Genomic DNA, 21,727 nt, shown 5'->3' on the forward strand with positions numbered 1-21,727 from the left:
TTACTTCTTACCTTGTGTTGCGTGAGCGTAAAACGGCACACGTTTTATAAATAGTTTTAGTGCCTGCCAATAAATACCAACGACGGTTCTTATGGCCATATGGGGTATTGATACTAATACGCGAAAGAGGGATTTTGAGTTCAATTCAATCCGCGTTAAATTTAACCCGGTGTCTAAATGAGTAATATCTTTCACGCATTTCAAGGTCAAGTTAAGTTTTTGATTTGGTTGCATAACCGACCATTGATATTGCATCTCCAACGGATTGAAGGGGGAAACGTGAAACGCTTTTTGTGAATTTTTCTGGTCGTGTAAATCAACCAAATAATGATGCCGCTCATTCCAAGGGGTATTACTGACTTCAGCTAACATATGGCTATATGTGCCGTCAGGTTGACGTAAGTAGTAAAAATTAACTGGGCTGAAATACAATCCAAACGTGCGCACTTGGCCAAGAAAATAGACGTCGCCTTGCAGCGGTTTTTCGGCTAATTCAGACATGCGTTCCAGCACGCTGTCTTGTAATGTGGTGTTGTTGTCGCCTAAGTAATCTTCTCGTTTGAAACGTTGCGGCGCCCAGCGAGAGGCGGAAAAAAAACGCACGTCTTTTTCGACTTTTTCTATCTCATCGAGCTTTAACCACATAAGAAAAATATCGTAATTAAAGGCATGCTTTTTGGGATAATGCCGGGCATGAAACACCCGGCCCTTGTAAATAGCGCTTTGCATTACAGACTTTCACCAAAGTGCTGGCATACGTCTAACGCACTCAGCACGCCATCTTCATGAAAGCCGTTATACCAGTAGGCGCCACAGAAATGTAGGCCGTCAACACCTGATATTTCCTTGCGTCTGGATTGAGCGGCTATTGCTGCATTATCGAATTGGGGGTGAGCGTATTGGTACACGCCTAGTATTTTGTCATCTGCGATTGAGGCTCGGTCGTTCAACGTCACACAAAATGTCGTATCAGTACGCAAACATTGCAGTATATTCATATTGTAGGTCAGCACGGCGGGGGATTGATGAGCGTGTTTTTCATCGGCTATGGCGTAATTCCAACTGGCCCATGCCAGTTTACGTTTGGGCAAAACGCTTTCATCAGTATGCAATATGACCTCATTGGGCATGTACTTTATGGCGCCTAAAATGCTCTTCACCGAAGCATGCTGCACAATACTGGTATTGTCTAATAGGCGAAGCGCCTGATCACTGTGGCAAGCAAAAATAACATCATCAAAGTATTCACTGCCTTTAGAGCTGGTCAGCTCATAGCCTTGCGCTGTTTTGGTCACAGACGTGACGGGGGTATTCAATAATATTTTATTTGTGAAGCCTCTGGTCAGGGGACCAATATACTCTCTTGAGCCGCCGATTAACGTATGCCATTGAGGGCGATCCGTCACATTCAATAGGCCATGATTATTGAAAAATCGTAGAAAAAACTTGAATGGAAATGCTTTTATATCTTCGACACTAGTGGACCAAATCGCAGCGCACATGGGCAATATGTAATTATAAATAAACGCGTCGCTAAAATGCTGTTCCGTCAAAAAACCAAACAGGCTCTGGTCAGCGGAGATGCCATCCAAATCTTGTGCTTTACATAATTTATTGAAGCGCAAAATATCACTTACTATACGCCAAAAGAACGGGCGGAAAATGTTGCGTCGTTGGGCAAACAAGCTGTTGATGGTATTGCCGTTATACTCAAGATTCTGCGCTGGATTTTTGACACTGAAACTCATCTCGGTGGGTTGGCTTTTTACATTGAGTGAATCCATCAACTTGATGAAATTCGGATAGGTCCAATCGTTATATACAATAAAGCCGGTATCGATAGCATATTCTCGGCCATTAACGGTGACATCCTTGGTGGCCGTGTGACCGCCAATATAATCGTTGGCTTCAAACACGGTGATATCGTGATTTTTATTTAATAAGTAGCCGCAGGTCAAACCTGAAATACCGCTGCCGATAATGGCAATTCGTTTAGACATCTTGGTTCGTTTCCTGTTAATTATTTTTCATTTTTTTGCTTAAGGCGACTTTCAGTGAGCTTGGTAAGCGGGAAAGAAAACGCAGTAATAAACCGAACATCGTGGGGAAATAGACACTGGCAGATTGACGCTCTATGCCTTTTAGCAAGCTTTTTGCTGCTTCATGTACGGAAATCTTCATCGGCATATCAAAGTCATTCTTGTCTGTTAACGGGGTTTCTACAAAGCCGGGGGAGATACTTTGCACGACAACGCCTTTGTCCGCTAAATCCACTTCCATGGTTTTAGTCAAATAATGCAGTGCCGCTTTACTGGCACCATATGCCTGACTTTGAGTAAACGGCAGGAATCTGGCCATACTGTCTACTAGTACAAGTTGTGAGCCAGTGCTTAACTTTGGAAGCAGGGCATCAATACAGTGGACAACGCCAAAAAAATTGGCTTCGAATACACGTTTAAACATATCTGGGTCGAATGAATCTAATTCGACGTATTCACATACCCCCGCATTTAACACATAAATGTCGGCGCTGATCGCCTCTAATTTGAGCTTCGTTTGCTGCCGGTTAGTGACATCAAATTGTAATGTGGTCACAGCCGGAACGCCCTCAAATGTTTTTAGTTTATCGGCATTTCTGCCACAGGCTATAACGTCATATCCACTTTGGGCGGCGTGCTTTACTAAGGCTTCGCCTATTCCTGACGTGGCGCCGGTAATCAGTATACGTTTCATGATGCGAGTCGCTTTTTAAGATATTTAATCACTGTGCCTAACAGCGGCACTTGTTCGTAGAGCATACTGCCCAAATCGTAATAATCTCGCTGGTAGCAAATTTTTTGTTTCTTCACTATCAGCTGGCTGATGCCTTCAACGCTAATAAGCTTACCTGCCTTTAATTTAGGGTGTCTAAAATACATTTTCCAGTTCACAAACACAGTTGAGTCAGCTTCTTTTATCTGTGAAATATCAAAGGTACACTCATTGACATCTGCTAATAATTGCTCGAAATAACGATGAACAGCAGCAAAACCCTTATGTTCAGTGACAGGGTCAACGAACACTACATCATCGCTGTATATGTTTTTAAGCTCACTGAGTGATTGGGTGTCTAGTGATTTATAAAAATTGACAAAAAGCGTTACTACTTCCATCTGTTATGCTCTTCAAAAGTATGAATATTGTTAGCTATATTATAGTAACGCGATAGACGCGTTTTAGATCACTCGTATAGCGCCGTGTTACAAGAGCGATCCTAATTTCAACTCAGACGTACTATTGCTATCAACCACAAAAAATCGTTGTTTACAGTGAATATGATAACTCTACCTTTATTTCCTTTATCAGCACACGTTCTACCCCAAGGACGTATGGATTTGCGCATTTTCGAACCACGTTATGTGCGTATGGTCAAAAATGCCTGCGCCACACAAACTGGTTTTGGAATATGCATGTTAAACGCAAAGGGTGACAAAGACCGAAATGAGCATATTCACCCTGTAGGCACGCATGTAACTGTCGTTGACTTTGATATGCTTAGTGATGGTTTGTTAGGTATAACCGTTGAGGGTGACCGGTGTTTCAATATCGAAAAAGTGACCACTGAGGAAGACGGCTTGCATGTAGGGCAGTGCAGTTGGTCACCAATTTGGCAACCTGAGCCAGAAGCGAATGTTGCGCTAGTTAAGCAACGTTTGATGGATGTATTTAACAAGTATCCGGAAATCCAAGAGTTGTATCCTGAGCCTCTTTTTAATGATCCCATGTGGGTCATCTACCGTTGGCTAGAATTACTGCCAGTATCAGCAGAACAGAAACAACATTTTATTCAGCAAAGGGACTATGTCAAAACGATCGATTATTTGACACAATTAGTGAAATGATCTTTTTCGCATCACAGCCAGTATAAAGATTATTATTAAATACCGGTGGAAAGTGATGCTAGTCGGAATCCCTTTGGAATCAAAACATTCACATGCTGTTGTACCAAAAGATTGTGCGGATGAAATGTCATCGTATCTTGTGTTGGTAGGGCAGTCTCGTTGCAAACGTTCTTTCGCAGAGATATTTAATTATTTCGCGCCACGTCTTCGCTCGTATGCCCTAAAACAAATGGGTAATGAGGCTTTAGCTATGGAATTGGTGCAAGACACCATGTCGAATGTGTGGCAGAAATCTCACTTATTCAATGCCGAGAAAGGTGCTCCCTCCACTTGGATTTTCACTATTGCACGTAATATCCGCTTCGACATGTTGCGCAAACAGCGTAACCGTAAAGAAGATATCTGCGCTGACGATCTATGGCCAGTGCTTTGCGAGCAAACCGCTGATGTAAACGAAGTCTCATTAGATGAGCAAATAACACTTCAGCAGCTCGGGGTTATATTCGAAGACCTGCCGAAAAAGCAACGCGAAGTGATTGAAGCAATTTATATTGAAGGTAAATCTCAGCAGGAAGTCGCTGACCAATTTGACATCCCTCTGGGGACGGTCAAATCCAGAACCCGTCTTGCTTTGCAGCGATTGAAAGAGATGTTAAAAGATAATGATTAATTTTCACCCAGATTTGGCGCATCTTCGCGCTTTCGCTGAAGGAACCTGCCCAACAAATTTAGCTTTGATGATATCCGCCCACGTAGATATGTGCCCTCGCTGCCAAGCAATAACCATGCAGGCACAAGAAGAGGTGGGACTTGAGGTTTTTCCAACCAACCTAGAAGCGGTTGAACCACAACCTGATTTTAACGATATGATGTTGCAAATAATGCAAACTCCCAACGTTGAAGCTCCGGTTCTTCAGCCCGTTAATAACATGCTTGAGTTGGATGGAAAGCACTTTGCCCTGCCAAGAGCGCTTGCTCGATACACCCACAAAACGGGTAATTGGTCACGGCTTGTAGGTAAGCTATGGCAGGCGCCGGTTGATTTAGGTCAGGTCGGACAAGCTAACTTCATCTACATGGAAAAGGGCGGCAAAGTACCAGAGCATACTCACAAGGGAACCGAATTTACGTTAGTGATTGATGGTCAATTTAGTGATGGATTAGCTGATTACGATTGCGGAGACTTCACTATCATGGATAGCACCAAGAAGCATATGCCGTTTTCAGAAGCTGACGAGGGATGTTTGGTGTTTACTATGGTGGACAAGCCGTTACATTTTACGTCAGGCTTAGCCCGTCTTTTGAATCCGTTCAGTCAATTATTTTTCAAATAAAGTTGGCCTGATTTACCCAATAACAGACAATAAAAAACGCGCTCATGGCGCGTTTTTTTTTGTGAAATTTACCGGATTGTTAGCTAATGAAGCTGCTATCAGGGTAGTTCAACTTAAGTGTTTTCATGACGTTATTTTTCAATTCGTCTAACTTAAGTTGGTCGTAACACTCCACCATAATCTCTAGTGCTTCTTGTACATGATCTGTATCAGGGTAGTACTCTAAAACATAGCGCCCGCGGTTGGCTGCAGCAACAAACGCTTCACGGCGCATATAAAAGCGTGCAATAGCAATTTCATATTTTGCTAAGCGACTTTTGATATGCAACATACGTTTTTGTGCATCAGCGGCATACTTGCTGTCAGGGTATTTGTCGATTAAACGCCTGAAATCTTCGAAAGCTTCACGAGACTTACTTGGATCGCGATCTGAGCGGTCTATACCGACCAATTCTTGGAATAGGTTTTTATCGGATTCCATGTTGGTTAATCCACGCATATAAATAGCGTAATCAACGTCAGCATGGTTTGGGTTCAAGCGAGTGAAACGGTCGATAGTTGATATCGCTTCATTTACTTTACCTGACTTGTAATATGCATAAATCAAGTCCAACTGAACCTGATTGGATAAAGGACCAAAGGGGTATCTGGAATCTAATGCGCTGAGTGTTGCAGTCGCGGCATTGAAGTTACCAATTGCCATTTTTTCTTTCGCATCTTCATACAAAGACTGAGCACTACGGTTGTTGACTACGACTTCTTCTTCATCTGGAGAGGACGAACAGCCACCTAGTGCGATGATCGCAGCGGCTAGAAAAATCTTGGGTAACGATAACTTTCTCATCATATTTGTCTTATTTGCTCTTATTTATGCTTGCGATAAGCGTTCGCCGATTCATTGCTGGCAAAAATCCGTTAGAATAGGGTTTTACCGAACCGATAACAACTGCATATTCTAACCCAGCGTATTGGGCTATGCACATATAAATCGTCCGAAACACTACTAGGGTCTCCTTTGCATGTCTACCAGCTATGAAAAAATACAACTACAGGCCGTGGTGCCGCAAACGTTATTAGGTAAACGTTTGGATCAAGCTTTGGCTGAAATGTTCCCTGATTATTCGCGATCTCGTATAAAAGATTGGATTTTGGCGGATCAAGTTGCCGTTGATGGTCAGATAGTGAACAAGCCAAGAGAAAAATTGCTTGGTGAAGAGTTAATTGAAATTGATGCCAGTATTGAGATACAAGAGCGTCACAGCGCACAAGAAATTGAGCTAAACATTGTTTACGAAGATGAGCATATTTTAGTCATAAACAAACCAACCAATTTGGTTGTTCATCCGGGGGCGGGCAATGCGAGTGGCACTATTTTAAATGCATTGCTAAGCCACGTGCCTGAGATTGCCAGTGTGCCCCGCGCTGGTATCGTCCATCGATTAGATAAAGACACCACGGGTTTGATGGTGGTAGCCAAAACGATACCAGCACAAACACATTTAGTTGAAAAGCTGCAAGCGCGTGAAATCAGCCGCGAGTATGAAGCTGTCGTATACGGTAACTTGATTGCTGGTGGCAGTGTTGATGAGCCTATCGGTCGTCATCCGACTAAGCGCACCAGCATGGCAGTAGTGCAATCTGGTAAGCCAGCGTTAACCCATTATCGGGTTAAACATAAGTACCGGGCGCATACGCATTTACGCTTAAAACTAGAATCGGGTCGTACCCATCAAATACGCGTGCACATGGCACATTTACGTCACCCTTTGGTGGGCGACCAAGCTTACGGTGGTCGTCCTCGATTACCAAAAGCGGCAAGCGAATTGATGATAGAAACGATTCGTGGCTTTAAGCGCCAAGCTTTACACGCCATCCAGTTAGAGCTTGAACATCCAATCACAGGAGAGTGGATGTCTTTTCAAGCGCCGTTGCCCGACGATTTTGTTAACTTGTTGGACGTGTTAAAAGAAGACACGGCACAAAATCCGGATGATCTTGTTTAACACATCATGGCACTAGATCTGATTATCCCCCAGTGGCCCGCACCACATAATGTGCGGGCTTTCTCAACGACGCGCACAGGTGGCTTGAGCGAAGATCCATACGACTCACTCAATGTGGGAGCACATGTAGGAGACGATCTATCCACTGTGGAGGGGAATCGCGCGTTACTGCCAAAGCATCAACATATAAAATGGTTGAATCAGGTTCATGGTAATGCATGCGTTTCAGTTGACGCCAGCAGCGAACAAAATCAAAGCGTTGATGCCAGTACGACGCTAGATGCCGGTGTTGTCTGCGCAGTCATGACGGCAGACTGTTTGCCCATTTTGTTATGCAACAAAAAAGGCAGTGAAGTTGCGGCCGTCCATGCTGGCTGGAAAGGGTTGGCTGACGGGGTGATTGAAAACTGTTGCCATCACATGAACAGCTCTGCTTCAGAGTTGATAGCTTGGATTGGTCCGCATATTAGTCAGAAGAACTTCGAAGTTAATGAAGCAGTGTTAAGTCGTTTTCAGCAATATGACCATTGCTTTACTCAAGGCAATGTTGCTGGCAGGTATCACGCTGATCTACAGCAAATCGCCATAGAAAAACTGTCGCGTCTGGGCGTGAGCGGCGTATTTACCGCCAATAAGTGTACTTATGAACTTGAAGAGCAATTCTTCTCTCACCGACGTGCCACCCATCAAGGCCTTTCTCAAACAGGGCGTATGGTGTCGGGCATTTGTTTGCAGCCCTGACGACCTTGGAAAAATTGATCTAGCGCAATATTCAGTGACGAATGTCGCATTTCCAGCTTGAATATTGACGGCAACGCACCATTAATAGGTTAATTAATAATCCATTAAAGTGAGTGGCATATGCGTTTAGATAGTTTTACCAGCAAGTTTCAACTTGCCATTTCCGATGCTCAATCAATAGCGCTTGGGCGTGACCATCAATATATTGAACCCGTGCACTTGATGACGGCTTTGTTAAACCAACAAGGCGGCTCAGTGCGTTCGCTTTTCGATCATGCCAAATTGAATGTGAATACCTTACGATCGGCGTTAGCAGAGGCTGTAGATCACCTACCGCGTGTTGAAGGCGTAGGCGGTGACGTTCAGTTAGCGAAAGAAACGGTAGTGCTGTTAAATTTGAGCGACAAAATCGCCCAAAAACGTAAAGATAAATACATTACCTCTGAAATTTTCGTTTTGGCTGCAGTACAAGATAAAGGCAAGCTCGGCGAGATCTTACGCCAAGTTGGCGCCACTGAAGAGTCTATCGACAAAGCAATCGAAGCAATGCGTGGCGGGCAAACCGTCAATGATCCGAATGCTGAAGATGTGCGCCAAGCACTCGAGAAATTTACGACTGATCTGACTGAGCGCGCAGAGCAGGGCAAACTAGACCCTGTGATTGGTCGAGACGATGAAATTCGCCGTACTATCCAAGTTTTGCAGCGTCGTACCAAAAACAACCCCGTACTGATTGGACAGCCTGGTGTGGGTAAAACTGCCATCGCTGAGGGGCTTGCCCAGCGTATCATTAACTCTGAAGTACCTGAGGGGCTCAAAAACAAGCGAGTGTTATCTCTTGATATGGGCGCATTAATCGCGGGTGCTAAGTTTCGCGGTGAATTTGAAGAACGTTTGAAAGCCGTTCTAAACGAGCTGGCTAAAGAAGAAGGCCGCGTTATTCTGTTTATCGATGAATTGCATACCATGGTCGGTGCAGGTAAAGGTGAAGGCGCAATGGATGCCGGTAACATGCTAAAACCTGCGCTGGCTCGCGGCGAGCTACACTGTGTTGGTGCTACCACACTAGATGAGTACAGGCAGTTTATCGAGAAAGATGCAGCATTAGAGCGTCGCTTCCAAAAAGTACTGGTAGATGAGCCGAGTGTTGAAGACACCGTTGCGATATTACGCGGGTTAAAAGAGCGTTATGAATTACACCATTCGGTAGAGATAACAGACCCTGCTATTGTGGCAGCGGCGTCGTTATCGCACCGCTATATAAGTGATCGTCAATTACCAGATAAAGCGATTGATCTTATCGATGAAGCAGCGTCAAGCATTCGTATGCAAATGGATTCTAAACCTGAAGACATGGACAGGCTAGAGCGACGTATCATTCAGTTAAAATTGGAAGAGCAAGCGCTGGCCAAAGAAAAGGATGAAGCGAGTCACAAACGCTTAGAGCTGATCGAGATCGAGCGAGAACAAGCGGAAATTAAGTTTTCTGAATTAGAGAAAATTTGGAAATCAGAAAAGCAAGCCATGCAAGGGACACAAAATATTCGTGCAGAGTTAGACCAAGCGAAATTAGATTTGGAGATTGCGCGCCGTGCATCCGATCTAAGCCGTATGTCTGAACTGCAATATGGCCGGATCCCTGAACTTGAAAGTAAGTTAGAGCTAGCCACAGAATCTGAATCGCAACCACTGGAGCACCAACTTCTTAAAAATCGAGTAACAGAAAGTGAAATTGCTGATGTGCTTTCACGTTGGACAGGCATCCCAGTATCGAAAATGCTTGAAGGTGAGAAAGACAAACTTATGAGTATGGAAGCGGCCTTGCATGAGCGTGTAGTGGGGCAAAGTGAAGCCGTGAATGCGGTGTCTAATGCGATACGTCGCTCTAGAGCTGGCCTTGCGGACCCGAATAAACCGATTGGTTCGTTTTTGTTTTTAGGGCCAACCGGTGTAGGTAAAACTGAGCTTTGCAAAACCTTGGCTAATTTCTTGTTTGACACAGAAGACGCCATGGTGCGTATCGACATGTCAGAGTTTATGGAAAAGCACTCCGTTTCCAGGTTAGTGGGTGCACCTCCAGGCTATGTTGGCTATGAAGAAGGGGGGTACTTAACCGAAGCAGTTAGACGTAAACCTTACTCAGTCATTTTGCTAGATGAAATCGAGAAGGCCCACCCTGATGTGTTTAACATTTTGCTTCAAGTGCTAGATGACGGCCGTTTGACCGACGGGCAAGGGCGTACGGTTGATTTCAAAAATACCGTTATCATCATGACCTCTAACTTGGGCTCTGACATCATTCAAGAGCAGCACAGTGAAAATGATTACGAGAAAATGAAGCAATCTGTACTGAACGTGCTGAGCACGCACTTCAGACCTGAGTTTTTGAACCGTGTTGATGAAACGGTTGTGTTCCACCCACTCGGCTTGGCGCAAATTACATCAATTGCGAGTAAGCAATTACAGTTTTTGCGCAACCGTTTAGAAGAGAAGGGGATTGGGTTGGAGTTAACCGACGCTGCCCTTAAGAAAATCGCTGAAGCAGGGTTTGATCCCGTGTATGGAGCCCGCCCACTTAAACGCGCGATCCAGATGGAAATTGAAAACCCATTAGCACAAAAAATTCTGTCAGGTAAATTGGTGTCAGAAGGTGTGGTAAGCATTGATGCCGATGAGAATGGGCTAATCATCGACTAGCTATATTGCGGTAGAGCAATCAATCATTTTCATATAAAAACTAAAACGGCTACCTAGGTAGCCGTTTTTCATGTTTAAAACTCAATTGGTTAAAAAAACTTTGAGCGGTTACAGCGTTTGAAGCAACGCTTGAGCATCTCGTTTTTCAGGAAACGTTTTATTACTTGCCAATGCTTGTTTCAATTCATTTTTCGCCTGGTCAATTTTACCCAGTCCTTTTAATGCGGTAGCTAAGTGATATCGGATAGAGGGATCATTCGAACGCATGGTAAAAGCTGTTCGCAGTGTCGTTAGTGCTTCTTGATAGCGTGCGTTATTAACCAATAACCAACCTTTGGTGTCTAAGATAGCGGCAGAGTTCGGCGCTAGTTCGACTGCGCTTTGAGCGTACTCTAAGCCTAGTTCTGGTTGGGAACGGACTTTGATTAAAGCGAGGTTATTATATATACGGGCTTTGTTGGGCAAGTCTTCAACCGCGATAAGTTTGAGGTAATGAGCCTCTGCGCGTTGCATACTTTTTTCAATGTAGAGTAAATCCGCAAGAAGGTGTCTTTGAAAGTGTGCATCCTCATTCGTCAATAAGTGCTGCTTCAAATACTCTTTAAAGTCTTGTTGATGTTTACCGTGACTGGCTATTTGATATAACTCGATAAGCGGCAGGGTAAAGTTAGGGTTAAGCGTGACGGCCTCAAAATAAGCGCTGTAAGCTTGGTCATCATCGTTCAAGGCTTTAAAGTAATTCCCCTGTAATACATATACATTCGGGTTATTAGTAAAGCTTTTTTGCATATTATCAATAACGTATTTTGCGTCGGTTAAATTCCCTTGATTGATAAGTAATTGACCGTACTCAAGTTTCGCTAACGCATATTGCGGGGCAATAACAGATGCTCTTTCTAAGCTCAATTTTGCACCGCTTATGTCGTTTGCTTGTAATTGAACACGACTTAATTCAACGAGTTGAGAGGCATCATCTGACCATTGTGCGGATAAGATATCCAATTGGTTCTTGGCTTTTTGCGGTTCATCTAATGCTATCAGCAAATTCGCTTTTTCGAATATGTAAGCTGAATTTAACCGGTCTATTTTCAGCAGAGCATTAATTTCATCTAATGCAATAGCGTACTTCTGTTGCACACGATAAATATTGGCAAGAAGTTCATGGGGAGCCGCCTTATTAGGGGCTGCGGCTTTCGCCGTGAGTAGTGCCTCTACTGCATCATCAAGATTTCCCTGCTTGACTAATATTTGAGCGCGCAAAACAAGTGCCGATATATTCGTCGGTTGAATAGTAATGACTTTTTCAATTGTTTGACGAGACTCTGATAGCGCTTGTTGTGCAAATTGAACTCGGGACAAATTCATTAGCGCCGCTATGTTGTTAGGATCTGTCGCGAGCACTTTGTTTAAAGAGGATTTTGCTTGGGCAAAGTGACCCAAGCGGATGTGCAGATCTGCATGTAGATTTTTGTAATCTACATTTTCGGGTGCTAATTCAATCAATTTATTAGCAGACAGTAATGCGTCTTCATAGCGTTGATTGTTAGCTTCAAGTGTCGCTTTAAAAAGTAGAACGTCTTGTGCATTAGCATCAAGAAGGCTGTTACCTAAAAGAGCGAGGGCGTCATCAATTTTGTCTCTACGTACTAGCAGCTTTGCCTCTAATAAAATAATCGTATGATTACTGTCATGCACCTGTTTCAATTCTTCAACTAGGCTATCGCACTTAAATACTTTGTTATTTGCTAAATACAGGTCGCATAATAAAGACGATACAGGAACACTACTGAGCACGATACGCTCGTTGAGCTCGAGCAATTCCATGGCCTTTTTAGCGTCACCTTGACGAATATGCGCTTCGGCCAACATACCTAATAATTCTGGAGGAGCTGAGCCACTTTTAATATAGCGGCTTAGCTCTCGCACGGTGACTTCGTAATTTTTGTTAATATAAGCGGTTATGCCAGCAACTAAGCTGAGCCAGCTTGTTTGTTCTTTATTTTCTTCGGTGGCCAAGCTCAACATTTGATTAAGTTGAGCGAGTAGTGCATCAGCCTCTGAGCTTTTTTCTTGCATCGCTAATACGCGGGCTTTTAATAGTTGCGTTTGCAAGTCACCAGAGGTTTGTTCTTCAATAAGGGCAATCATCTCCTGTGCTTTACTGAGCATATTCGCTTCTACGTAACTATTGGCAAGAGCGCGTTTAATGGTTGGGTCGAAGTCATCAAACTGATAGGCAAGCTCAAATTGGGTTCGAGCTTCGTCACTTTTGCCCTGGCTTTGCAACACTAAGCCACGCATCATTAGACTTTTGGCATTGTTATGGTCAATTGACAGGGCTTCATCTAGATATTGGTTAGCTTGAGCATATTCTTTATTCAAAAGTGCTATCTGCGCTAATCCGTTTAATACATTGCTGTTTTCACCGAGCTGAAGTTGGGCATTCTGATAAATAGATTTTGCTTTATCTAACTCCTTTTTCTGAATATGCGCCGCCGCTTTTAATAGCTGAACATCGAGCTTTACGGATGAAGATAAACTGCGAGGTGTCGGCAAATCGATAAGTGCGTCAAATCTTCGACTAATCAGGTAAGCATTTGCCAATGGCACTAGCACTAAGTTTAAATCTGCGCCTGCATCCATAACCTCTTCAAATTCTGTGATAGCGTCATTGATATAACCGTCTACTAATAAAACACGACCCATTAGCAGTTTCGACGGTAAATGAGACGGGGACTCTTGCAGGGCATTTTTAAGATGAATATAAGAATCAGAGAATGCTTCTTGATTAAACGCAGAGAGCGCTTTTTCATAGTTTTCAGATGTATCGGCGAACGCCAATGAAGGTAATACTGCGCAAAAAGCAATGGCACGAAGCGAAATGGGAAGTGAACGAAGTTTCATATATTGGATTGACTCTTTTCCATAGAATGCATGGCTAAAATACTACGGTATATTTTACCTGAATACCCTAGGTATTTGATGGACACAAATATACTAATGTATATTTCAAGGCAAAAAAAAACCTCACAAGGTGAGGTTTTCAAAACGTTAAACGTGTTTATGCAGTTTTACGACGACGCCATACAGCGAATAAACCAAACGAAGCTAACACTGCTAATGAACTTGGCTCTGCAACATCTGTAGGTGGCTTAGGATCTGGGCCAATGCCGGCAACGGTAGATAAACCTGCGATCTTAAGATTATCGCTCCATCCTGCGCCTGCGCCACTTGCGCCACCGAAGGAGCTGTTATAGGCACCAACGATCCAGTATTGTGCTTCTGTTGATTCAGTATCTAAAGAACTCCAACCATTACCTATATTGGCAAAGCTTGCACTAAATGATGCTGTGCTTGCAACGCTTTCCCAACTCTGCCCTTGAAGTGTAGGTAAGTCGTCAAATGCAGCAATGGATATATCCGAATCGTTAGAGTAATAACCAATGTTAATACCTGTGATAGACACTAAATCATCAAAAGAAAATAACAGCATGTCTGTATCACCACTATTATCAACAGTGTGTCCGTCGCTGTTACGGTTGTAATTGAGCAAACCATAACCATTATTTGCTGCGGTAGCGTTCTCTACAGTATCCGGGCCACTGATTTCATTAGTATCTGCCCAAGCTGTTACCGACAAACTGTTGCTTGATGAACTAAAATTCAAAGTATTGCCGTATGAACTAGTGCTGTTGCCAGTCCCATAATCGTTACCACCGTAGGATCTAAAATTCCATTCGGTGGTATCGGTAGCAAAGCTGGCAAATGACATAGTCATTAACGATGCCGCAATCGCTGCACTGCGCAAAATAAGTTGTTTTTTCATATTTAACCTTCCAGTCCGTAAAAGATGCTGAGTGTTATCAATTATATATTTTCACTCTAAGCATAAATTAAGCCACTTATAAAAATGCTTCTATTTCAATTGGTTGTTTGATTTTAGAATCGCACTTTAGTTTTATTGTAAAGAAGTTCGACAGCTGAGCTGACCAGTGACTCAATCCATATACATTACGCTAATTATACATTTATTTGTGGGAGCGAATATAGGAAATACGTATAATAGGTATGCTTAAAAATACGCCAACATAGTTTGAAAGAAAATTTAGTAATGGATTGATCTTGCAGTTTTTTTGGATTGCCCAATAACTACCATCAAACGTTTATGTTATCTTGGCGCCGTTATTTTATCTAAGGAGCTGTTATGCCCGAATCTAAGCGTAAAGGTATTTACCTTTTACCTAATTTATTAACCACTGCCGGTTTATTTTCTGGCTTCTATGCTGTTGTTGCGTCAATGAATGGACACTTCGAAGCTGCGGCTGTAGCGATATTCATCGCAATGATTTTTGACGGCCTTGATGGCCGTGTTGCTCGTATGACCAATACCCAAAGTGAATTTGGGGCCGAATACGACTCTATGGCAGATATGGTGTCATTCGGTATGGCGCCAGCGCTGGTTGCCTACAACTGGGGATTAAGCGGTTTAGGTAAAATAGGTTGGTTAGCTGCCTTTATATACGTAGCTGGAGCAGCTTTGCGTTTAGCGCGTTTTAATACTCAAATTGGTATTGCCGATAAACGCTATTTCCAAGGTTTAGCCAGCCCCGCGGCGGCTGCATTGGTGGCAGGTCTCGTTTGGGTAGGCGGAGAGTATGACGTCAATGGTGACGACTACGGCGTTCTAGTTGCCTTGGTCACTAGCTTGGCAGGCCTATTGATGGTGAGTAATTTTAAATACAATTCATTCAAAGAAGTAAACTGGCACGGTAAAGTGCCATTTGTTGCTTTACTTCTAGTGATGCTGATTTTTGTAGTGGTAGCGACTGAGCCTGCTTTAGTTCTATTCGTGGTTTTTGCCTTATACGCACTCGCTGGGCCTATCAACACCTTTAGGAGTGTAGATAAGGTCAAGTTAGAACATGTAGTAGGGGATGCAGATGAAAACGATGCCGATTTTACCCAAGGTGATGAGCAATCTGAGAGCACCACAGATGATGACGTTGAGGAACCAACGAACAAGCAGTAGCGCTTTGTGGCTATGACGTTCATAAAATCAAAGTCATAATCTTATATAAAGATGGCAGGGCTAATTAGAGAACTAAGCCCTGTCGTCTGCTTCAAAATCCACCGCTGTGTTCTTTAACTCTCAATAGAATAATTATCTCGTGTAGTATGTAGGCTAGTGATTAGTCGTTAGCTTTTCCAGATCGCACACATACTTTCCTTAATTTACGTTTCATTTTCTTCCTGATTTTCAACAAGACATAACCCGCTAGTAAACTCATTCATGTTTTGCGTTCTTATATACACAGCTTTTTGGATAATACAGGGCAGTTAATTGTCTAAATCTGATACTAAAAATCTGGCGTTATAGGGTGGATTGCAAGTTAGGGATTCTAAGACAAAAGACAAAAAGCAAAACGTTGGAAAATCGACCAATTTGTACCTTCTGCGTGCTTAATGGTCATAAGTTGAGCAGTTGAACATTTTTTTGAAATAAACACTTGCGATCAAAAAAGGGATCTCTATAATGCGCCTCTCGCTTCGGGACAGCCGCTAAAACAGCTGCACCGACACTGGTTTTCACCAGGTAATGTAAGCCTTTTATAAAGACTTTAATCAGCGTGATGTAAGGCAGTTTAGTTTGGTTTTTCAGTTTGTGATCCACGTCAAAAATTGATTTAAAATTAAATAAAAATAACGCCTTGACATCGAAACTTGAGAGCGTATTATACGCCTCCCGCTTAAGAGGGTCCACGGACAGCATCTTAAGCCGCTTCCAAGGAAGCACGCTACTTCGGTAGCACTGTTCTTTAACAATTAATAACAAGACAATCTGTGTGGGCACTCACTTGATGAGTGTCTACCAAAAAAAATTCATGTTCGATAAATATTTAATTGAAGAGTTTGATCATGGCTCAGATTGAACGCTGGCGGCAGGCCTAACACATGCAAGTCGAACGGTAACATTTCTAGCTTGCTAGAAGATGACGAGTGGCGGACGGGTGAGTAATACTTAGGAATATGCCTTTGTGTGGGGGATAACTATTGGAAACGATAGCTAATACCGCATAACGTCTTCGGACCAAAGGGGGCTTCGGCTCCCGCGCAAAGAGTAGCCTAAGCGAGATTAGCTTGTTGGTGAGGTAAAGGCTCACCAAGGCGACGATCTCTAGCTGTTCTGAGAGGAAGATCAGCCACACTGGAACTGAGACACGGTCCAGACTCCTACGGGAGGCAGCAGTGGGGAATATTGCACAATGGGGGAAACCCTGATGCAGCCATGCCGCGTGTGTGAAGAAGGCCTTCGGGTTGTAAAGCACTTTCAGTTGTGAGGAAAGGTTGGCGGTTAATACCCGTTAGCTGTGACGTTAGCAACAGAAGAAGGACCGGCTAACTCCGTGCCAGCAGCCGCGGTAATACGGAGGGTCCGAGCGTTAATCGGAATTACTGGGCGTAAAGCGCACGCAGGCGGTTTGTTAAGCTAGATGTGAAAGCCCTGGGCTCAACCTGGGAATTGCATTTAGAACTGGCAGGCTAGAGTTTTGGAGAGGGGAGTGGAATTCCAGGTGTAGCGGTGAAATGCGTAGATATCTGGAGGAACATCAGTGGCGAAGGCGACTCCCTGGTCAGTAACTGACGCTCATGTGCGAAAGTGTGGGTAGCGAACAGGATTAGATACCCTGGTAGTCCACACCGTAAACGCTGTCTACTAGCTGTTTGTGGATTTAATCCGTGAGTAGCGAAGCTAACGCGATAAGTAGACCGCCTGGGGAGTACGGCCGCAAGGTTAAAACTCAAATGAATTGACGGGGGCCCGCACAAGCGGTGGAGCATGTGGTTTAATTCGATGCAACGCGAAGAACCTTACCTACTCTTGACATACTAGAAACTTTTCAGAGATGAATTGGTGCCTTCGGGAATCTAGATACAGGTGCTGCATGGCTGTCGTCAGCTCGTGTCGTGAGATGTTGGGTTAAGTCCCGCAACGAGCGCAACCCCTGTCCTTAGTTGCCAGCCTTAAGTTGGGCACTCTAAGGAGACTGCCGGTGACAAACCGGAGGAAGGTGGGGACGACGTCAAGTCATCATGGCCCTTACGAGTAGGGCTACACACGTGCTACAATGGCGAGTACAGAGGGAAGCAAACTTGCGAGAGTAAGCGGATCCCTTAAAGCTCGTCGTAGTCCGGATTGGAGTCTGCAACTCGACTCCATGAAGTCGGAATCGCTAGTAATCGCAAATCAGAATGTTGCGGTGAATACGTTCCCGGGCCTTGTACACACCGCCCGTCACACCATGGGAGTGGGTTGCAAAAGAAGTAGCTAGTTTAACCTTCGGGAGGACGGTTACCACTTTGTGATTCATGACTGGGGTGAAGTCGTAACAAGGTAACCCTAGGGGAACCTGGGGTTGGATCACCTCCTTACTATTAGGTTAGGCCTCATCAGGCTGAGTGTTCACACAGATTGTTTTGTTGTTAGTAAAGAAGAACCGAGAGACTCTTTAAAAAGACTGATGTCGATTTAAGAGGGGCTATAGCTCAGCTGGGAGAGCGCCTGCCTTGCACGCAGGAGGTCAGCAGTTCGATCCTGCTTAGCTCCACCAAATTGCTTGCGCAATAATAGGCTTGTAGCTCAGCTGGTTAGAGCGCACCCCTGATAAGGGTGAGGTCGGCAGTTCAAGTCTGCCCAAGCCTACCAAATCTTTCCTACTCTGCGTTATGTAGTTCGTCGTTTAGCAGGCTAAACGTCCTCACTACATGCTTTGATTAGAAAAGATTACAGCGGCATAGGAGACTCGGTTTTAGTAGAAAAGATTAGCCTTAATCAATGTGTACTGATTCAGTATTTATTGATTAGGGTTTTTTAAACCCTACGTGAATGCGTGCAAACGCAAACACATGTTCTTTAACAATATGGAAAGCTGATAAAAGTAATCAAAACTAAGAGAACTCTTTAAGAGCTTACTCTATCTGATTTGAAAATGAATACTTGTCACGCATACAAAGTAGATACGCTGATAACTTCGGTTATGAGTAACGTCTATACGTCAAATATTAAAGGTTATTTGGGGTTGTATGGTTAAGTGACTAAGCGTATACGGTGGATGCCTAGGCAGTTAGAGGCGATGAAGGACGTGTAAGTCTGCGAAAAGTTGTGGGGAGCCGACAAAATGCTTTGATCCACAAATGTCCGAATGGGGAAACCCACCGCTTCGGCGGTATCATACAGTGAATACATAGCTGTATGAGGCAAACGAGGGGAACTGAAACATCTAAGTACCCTTAGGAAAAGAAATCAACCGAGATTCCCCTAGTAGCGGCGAGCGAACGGGGATTAGCCCTTAAGCTAATGATAAGCGAGTGGAAGGTGTTGGAAAGCACAGCGATACAAGGTGATAGCCCTGTACACGAACGCGAATTTTAAGTGAAATCGAGTAGGTCGGGACACGTGTTATCTTGACTGAACATGGGGGGACCATCCTCCAAGGCTAAATACTCCTAACTGACCGATAGTGAACTAGTACCGTGAGGGAAAGGCGAAAAGAACCCCTGTGAGGGGAGTGAAATAGAACCTGAAACCGTATACGTACAAGCAGTGGGAGCAGACTTGTTCTGTGACTGCGTACCTTTTGTATAATGGGTCAGCGACTTATATTTTGTAGCAAGGTTAACCGAATAGGGGAGCCGTAGCGAAAGCGAGTGTTAACTGCGCGTTTTAGTTGCAAGGTATAGACCCGAAACCCGGTGATCTAGCCATGGGCAGGTTGAAGGTTGAGTAACATCAACTGGAGGACCGAACCGACTAACGTTGAAAAGTTAGCGGATGACTTGTGGCTGGGGGTGAAAGGCCAATCAAACCGGGAGATAGCTGGTTCTCCCCGAAAGCTATTTAGGTAGCGCCTCGGACGAATACCACTGGGGGTAGAGCACTGTTAAGGCTAGGGGGTCATCCCGACTTACCAACCCTTTGCAAACTCCGAATACCAGTGAGTACTATCCGGGAGACACACGGCGGGTGCTAACGTCCGTCGTGAAGAGGGAAACAACCCAGACCGCCAGCTAAGGTCCCAAAATTATTGCTAAGTGGGAAACGATGTGGGAAGGCTAAGACAGCTAGGAGGTTGGCTTAGAAGCAGCCACCCTTTAAAGAAAGCGTAATAGCTCACTAGTCGAGTCGGCCTGCGCGGAAGATGTAACGGGGCTAAGCAATATACCGAAGCTGCGGACGCAAAGTTTACTTTGCGTGGTAGGGGAGCGTTGTGTAAGTGGCTGAAGGTGAACTGAGAGGTTTGCTGGACATATCACAAGTGCGAATGCTGACATGAGTAACGATAATGCGGGTGAAAAACCCGCACGCCGGAAGACCAAGGTTTCCTGTCCCATGCTAATCAGGGCAGGGTAAGTCGGCCCCTAAGGCGAGGCAGAAATGCGTAGTCGATGGGAAACGGATTAATATTTCCGTACTTGGTATATCAGTGATGGGGGGACGGAGAAGGTTATGCAAGCATAGCGTTGGTTGTCTATGTGAAAGTGTGTAGGGTTGAATCTTAGGTAAATCCGGGATTCTACATGCCTGAGACACGAGACGAGATTCTACGGAATTGAAGTTGCAAATACCCTGCTTCCAGGAAAAGCCTCTAAACTTATGATATATCGAACCGTACCCCAAACCGACACAGGTGGTCAGGTAGAGAATACTAAGGCGCTTGAGAGAACTCGGGTGAAGGAACTCGGCAAAATCGTACCGTAACTTCGGGAGAAGGTACGCCCCTGTTTGTGATGAGACTTGCTCTTTGAGCGAATGGGGGCCGCAGTGAAAAGGTGGCTGGGACTGTTTATTAAAAACACAGCACTGTGCTAAATCGAAAGATGACGTATACGGTGTGACACCTGCCCGGTGCCGGAAGGTTAATTGATGGGGTTAGCGCAAGCGAAGCTCTTGATCGAAGCCCCGGTAAACGGCGGCCGTAACTATAACGGTCCTAAGGTAGCGAAATTCCTTGTCGGGTAAGTTCCGACCTGCACGAATGGTGTAACCATGGCCACGCTGTCTCCACCCGAGACTCAGTGAAATTGAAATCGCAGTGAAGATGCTGTGTACCCGCACCTAGACGGAAAGACCCCGTGAACCTTTACTATAGCTTGGCACTGAACATTGACCCTACATGTGTAGGATAGGTGGGAGACTTTGAAGCGTGAACGCCAGTTTGCGTGGAGTCAACCTTGAAATACCACCCTTGTACGTTTGATGTTCTAACGTTGTTCCCTTATCGGGAATGCGGACAGTGCCTGGTGGGTAGTTTGACTGGGGCGGTCTCCTCCCAAAGAGTAACGGAGGAGCACGAAGGTTGGCTAATCCTGGTCGGACATCAGGAGGTTAGTGCAATGGCATAAGCCAGCTTAACTGCGAGACAGACACGTCGAGCAGGTACGAAAGTAGGTCATAGTGATCCGGTGGTTCTGTATGGAAGGGCCATCGCTCAACGGATAAAAGGTACTCCGGGGATAACAGGCTGATACCGCCCAAGAGTTCATATCGACGGCGGTGTTTGGCACCTCGATGTCGGCTCATCACATCCTGGGGCTGAAGTCGGTCCCAAGGGTATGGCTGTTCGCCATTTAAAGTGGTACGCGAGCTGGGTTTAGAACGTCGTGAGACAGTTCGGTCCCTATCTGGTGTGGGCGTTGGATGATTGAGGGGAGCTGCTCCTAGTACGAGAGGACCGGAGTGGACGAACCGCTGGTGTTCGGGTTGTTTTGCCAAAAGCATTGCCCGGTAGCTACGTTCGGAATCGATAACCGCTGAAAGCATCTAAGCGGGAAGCGAGCCCCAAGATGAGTCATCCCTGGCAGTTTAACTGTCCTAAAGGGTTGTTGAAGACTACGACGTTGATAGGCAGGATGTGGAAGCGTTGCAAGGCGTTAAGCTAACCTGTACTAATTGCCCGTGAGGCTTAACCATACAACGCCCAAATGACTTTGGATGTTGTTTGTATGACAAGTATTGAAATCAAGAGTAAGACTAAAGAGATTTAGCGATGATTACAGCCAGACCTTAATAGGC

15 protein-coding genes, 2 tRNA genes and 2 rRNA genes are annotated in these 21,727 nt (G+C 44.6%); 11 read left to right on the forward strand and 8 right to left on the reverse strand.

The window, feature by feature from the left end:
• Genes PATL_RS06755 through PATL_RS06770 form a run of 4 tightly spaced genes read right to left on the reverse strand, consistent with a single transcriptional unit; the run spans position 1 to position 3,152 of the window.
• Positions 1-729, reverse strand: a complete 729-nt coding sequence (locus PATL_RS06755) for a DUF1365 domain-containing protein (protein ID WP_011574174.1) — start codon at positions 727-729, stop codon at positions 1-3.
• Positions 729-2,000: an NAD(P)/FAD-dependent oxidoreductase gene (locus PATL_RS06760; protein WP_011574175.1), complete on the reverse strand. Its 1,272-nt coding sequence runs from the start codon at positions 1,998-2,000 to the stop codon at positions 729-731. Before PATL_RS06760 ends, PATL_RS06755 begins: the two co-directional genes overlap by 1 nt.
• Positions 2,001-2,016: 16 nt before the next feature.
• On the reverse strand, positions 2,017-2,733 hold the full coding sequence (locus tag PATL_RS06765) for an SDR family NAD(P)-dependent oxidoreductase (protein WP_011574176.1): 717 nt from the start codon (positions 2,731-2,733) through the stop codon (positions 2,017-2,019).
• Positions 2,730-3,152, reverse strand: a complete 423-nt coding sequence (locus PATL_RS06770; RefSeq protein ID WP_011574177.1) for a nuclear transport factor 2 family protein — start codon at positions 3,150-3,152, stop codon at positions 2,730-2,732. The genes PATL_RS06765 and PATL_RS06770 overlap by 4 nt, the downstream gene beginning before the upstream one ends.
• A 162-nt stretch (positions 3,153-3,314) precedes the next feature.
• Here PATL_RS06770 and PATL_RS06775 point away from each other — a divergent pair, with 162 nt between their 5' ends.
• From PATL_RS06775 to PATL_RS06785, 3 genes are read left to right on the forward strand one after another with little or no spacing between them, the layout of a single operon-like run.
• Complete coding sequence (locus PATL_RS06775) at positions 3,315-3,881, forward strand: LON peptidase substrate-binding domain-containing protein (protein WP_011574178.1); 567 nt, start codon at positions 3,315-3,317, stop codon at positions 3,879-3,881.
• A 55-nt stretch (positions 3,882-3,936) separates the two neighbouring features.
• Positions 3,937-4,551 (forward strand): sigma-70 family RNA polymerase sigma factor, encoded by a 615-nt coding sequence (locus tag PATL_RS06780; protein WP_011574179.1) that lies wholly within the window; start codon positions 3,937-3,939, stop codon positions 4,549-4,551.
• Positions 4,544-5,215, forward strand: a complete 672-nt coding sequence (locus PATL_RS06785) for a ChrR family anti-sigma-E factor (RefSeq protein ID WP_011574180.1) — start codon at positions 4,544-4,546, stop codon at positions 5,213-5,215. Before PATL_RS06780 ends, PATL_RS06785 begins: the two co-directional genes overlap by 8 nt.
• Positions 5,216-5,294: 79 nt before the next feature.
• Here the strand turns inward: PATL_RS06785 and PATL_RS06790 are convergent, their stop codons facing one another.
• On the reverse strand, positions 5,295-6,062 hold the full coding sequence (locus PATL_RS06790; protein WP_011574181.1) for an outer membrane protein assembly factor BamD: 768 nt from the start codon (positions 6,060-6,062) through the stop codon (positions 5,295-5,297).
• A gap of 172 nt (positions 6,063-6,234) precedes the next feature.
• Between PATL_RS06790 and rluD the strand changes: the two genes are divergently transcribed.
• From rluD to clpB, 3 genes are all read left to right on the forward strand, one after another.
• A complete protein-coding gene (rluD, locus tag PATL_RS06795) occupies positions 6,235-7,218 on the forward strand; it encodes a 23S rRNA pseudouridine(1911/1915/1917) synthase RluD (RefSeq protein WP_011574182.1) in 984 nt (327 codons plus the stop codon).
• A gap of 6 nt (positions 7,219-7,224) precedes the next feature.
• Complete coding sequence (gene pgeF / locus PATL_RS06800) at positions 7,225-7,959, forward strand: peptidoglycan editing factor PgeF (protein ID WP_011574183.1); 735 nt, start codon at positions 7,225-7,227, stop codon at positions 7,957-7,959.
• A gap of 120 nt (positions 7,960-8,079) precedes the next feature.
• Positions 8,080-10,656: an ATP-dependent chaperone ClpB gene (gene clpB / locus PATL_RS06805; protein ID WP_011574184.1), complete on the forward strand. Its 2,577-nt coding sequence runs from the start codon at positions 8,080-8,082 to the stop codon at positions 10,654-10,656.
• Positions 10,657-10,764: 108 nt separating this feature from the next.
• Here the strand turns inward: clpB and prsT are convergent, their stop codons facing one another.
• Positions 10,765-13,560, reverse strand: coding sequence for an XrtA/PEP-CTERM system TPR-repeat protein PrsT (prsT, locus tag PATL_RS06810; protein ID WP_011574185.1), 2,796 nt, complete (start codon positions 13,558-13,560; stop codon positions 10,765-10,767).
• A gap of 157 nt (positions 13,561-13,717) precedes the next feature.
• Positions 13,718-14,482, reverse strand: coding sequence for an exosortase-dependent surface protein XDP1 (gene xdp1, locus PATL_RS06815; protein ID WP_011574186.1), 765 nt, complete (start codon positions 14,480-14,482; stop codon positions 13,718-13,720).
• Positions 14,483-14,860: 378 nt separating this feature from the next.
• Here xdp1 and pssA point away from each other — a divergent pair, with 378 nt between their 5' ends.
• Complete coding sequence (pssA, locus tag PATL_RS06820) at positions 14,861-15,685, forward strand: CDP-diacylglycerol--serine O-phosphatidyltransferase (RefSeq protein ID WP_011574187.1); 825 nt, start codon at positions 14,861-14,863, stop codon at positions 15,683-15,685.
• Between the two features lie 438 nt (positions 15,686-16,123).
• Here pssA and PATL_RS06825 read toward each other — a convergent pair whose 3' ends face one another.
• Positions 16,124-16,417 (reverse strand): hypothetical protein, encoded by a 294-nt coding sequence (locus tag PATL_RS06825; protein WP_157043398.1) that lies wholly within the window; start codon positions 16,415-16,417, stop codon positions 16,124-16,126.
• Positions 16,418-16,554: 137 nt separating this feature from the next.
• On the opposite strand from PATL_RS06825, the gene PATL_RS06830 reads away from it, so the two are divergent.
• From PATL_RS06830 to PATL_RS06845, 4 genes are all read left to right on the forward strand, one after another.
• A 16S ribosomal RNA gene (locus tag PATL_RS06830) occupies positions 16,555-18,087 on the forward strand.
• Between the two features lie 103 nt (positions 18,088-18,190).
• Positions 18,191-18,266 (forward strand) — tRNA-Ala (locus tag PATL_RS06835).
• A gap of 18 nt (positions 18,267-18,284) precedes the next feature.
• Positions 18,285-18,361, forward strand: a tRNA-Ile gene (locus PATL_RS06840).
• A 379-nt stretch (positions 18,362-18,740) separates the two neighbouring features.
• Positions 18,741-21,625, forward strand: a 23S ribosomal RNA gene (locus PATL_RS06845).
• Together the 16S and 23S rRNA genes with 2 tRNA genes alongside form the textbook arrangement of a ribosomal RNA operon.
• The last annotated feature ends 102 nt before the right edge of the window (positions 21,626-21,727 follow it).

This window comes from Paraglaciecola sp. T6c, from assembly GCF_000014225.1.
Lineage (GTDB): Bacteria > Pseudomonadota > Gammaproteobacteria > Enterobacterales > Alteromonadaceae > Paraglaciecola > Paraglaciecola atlantica_A.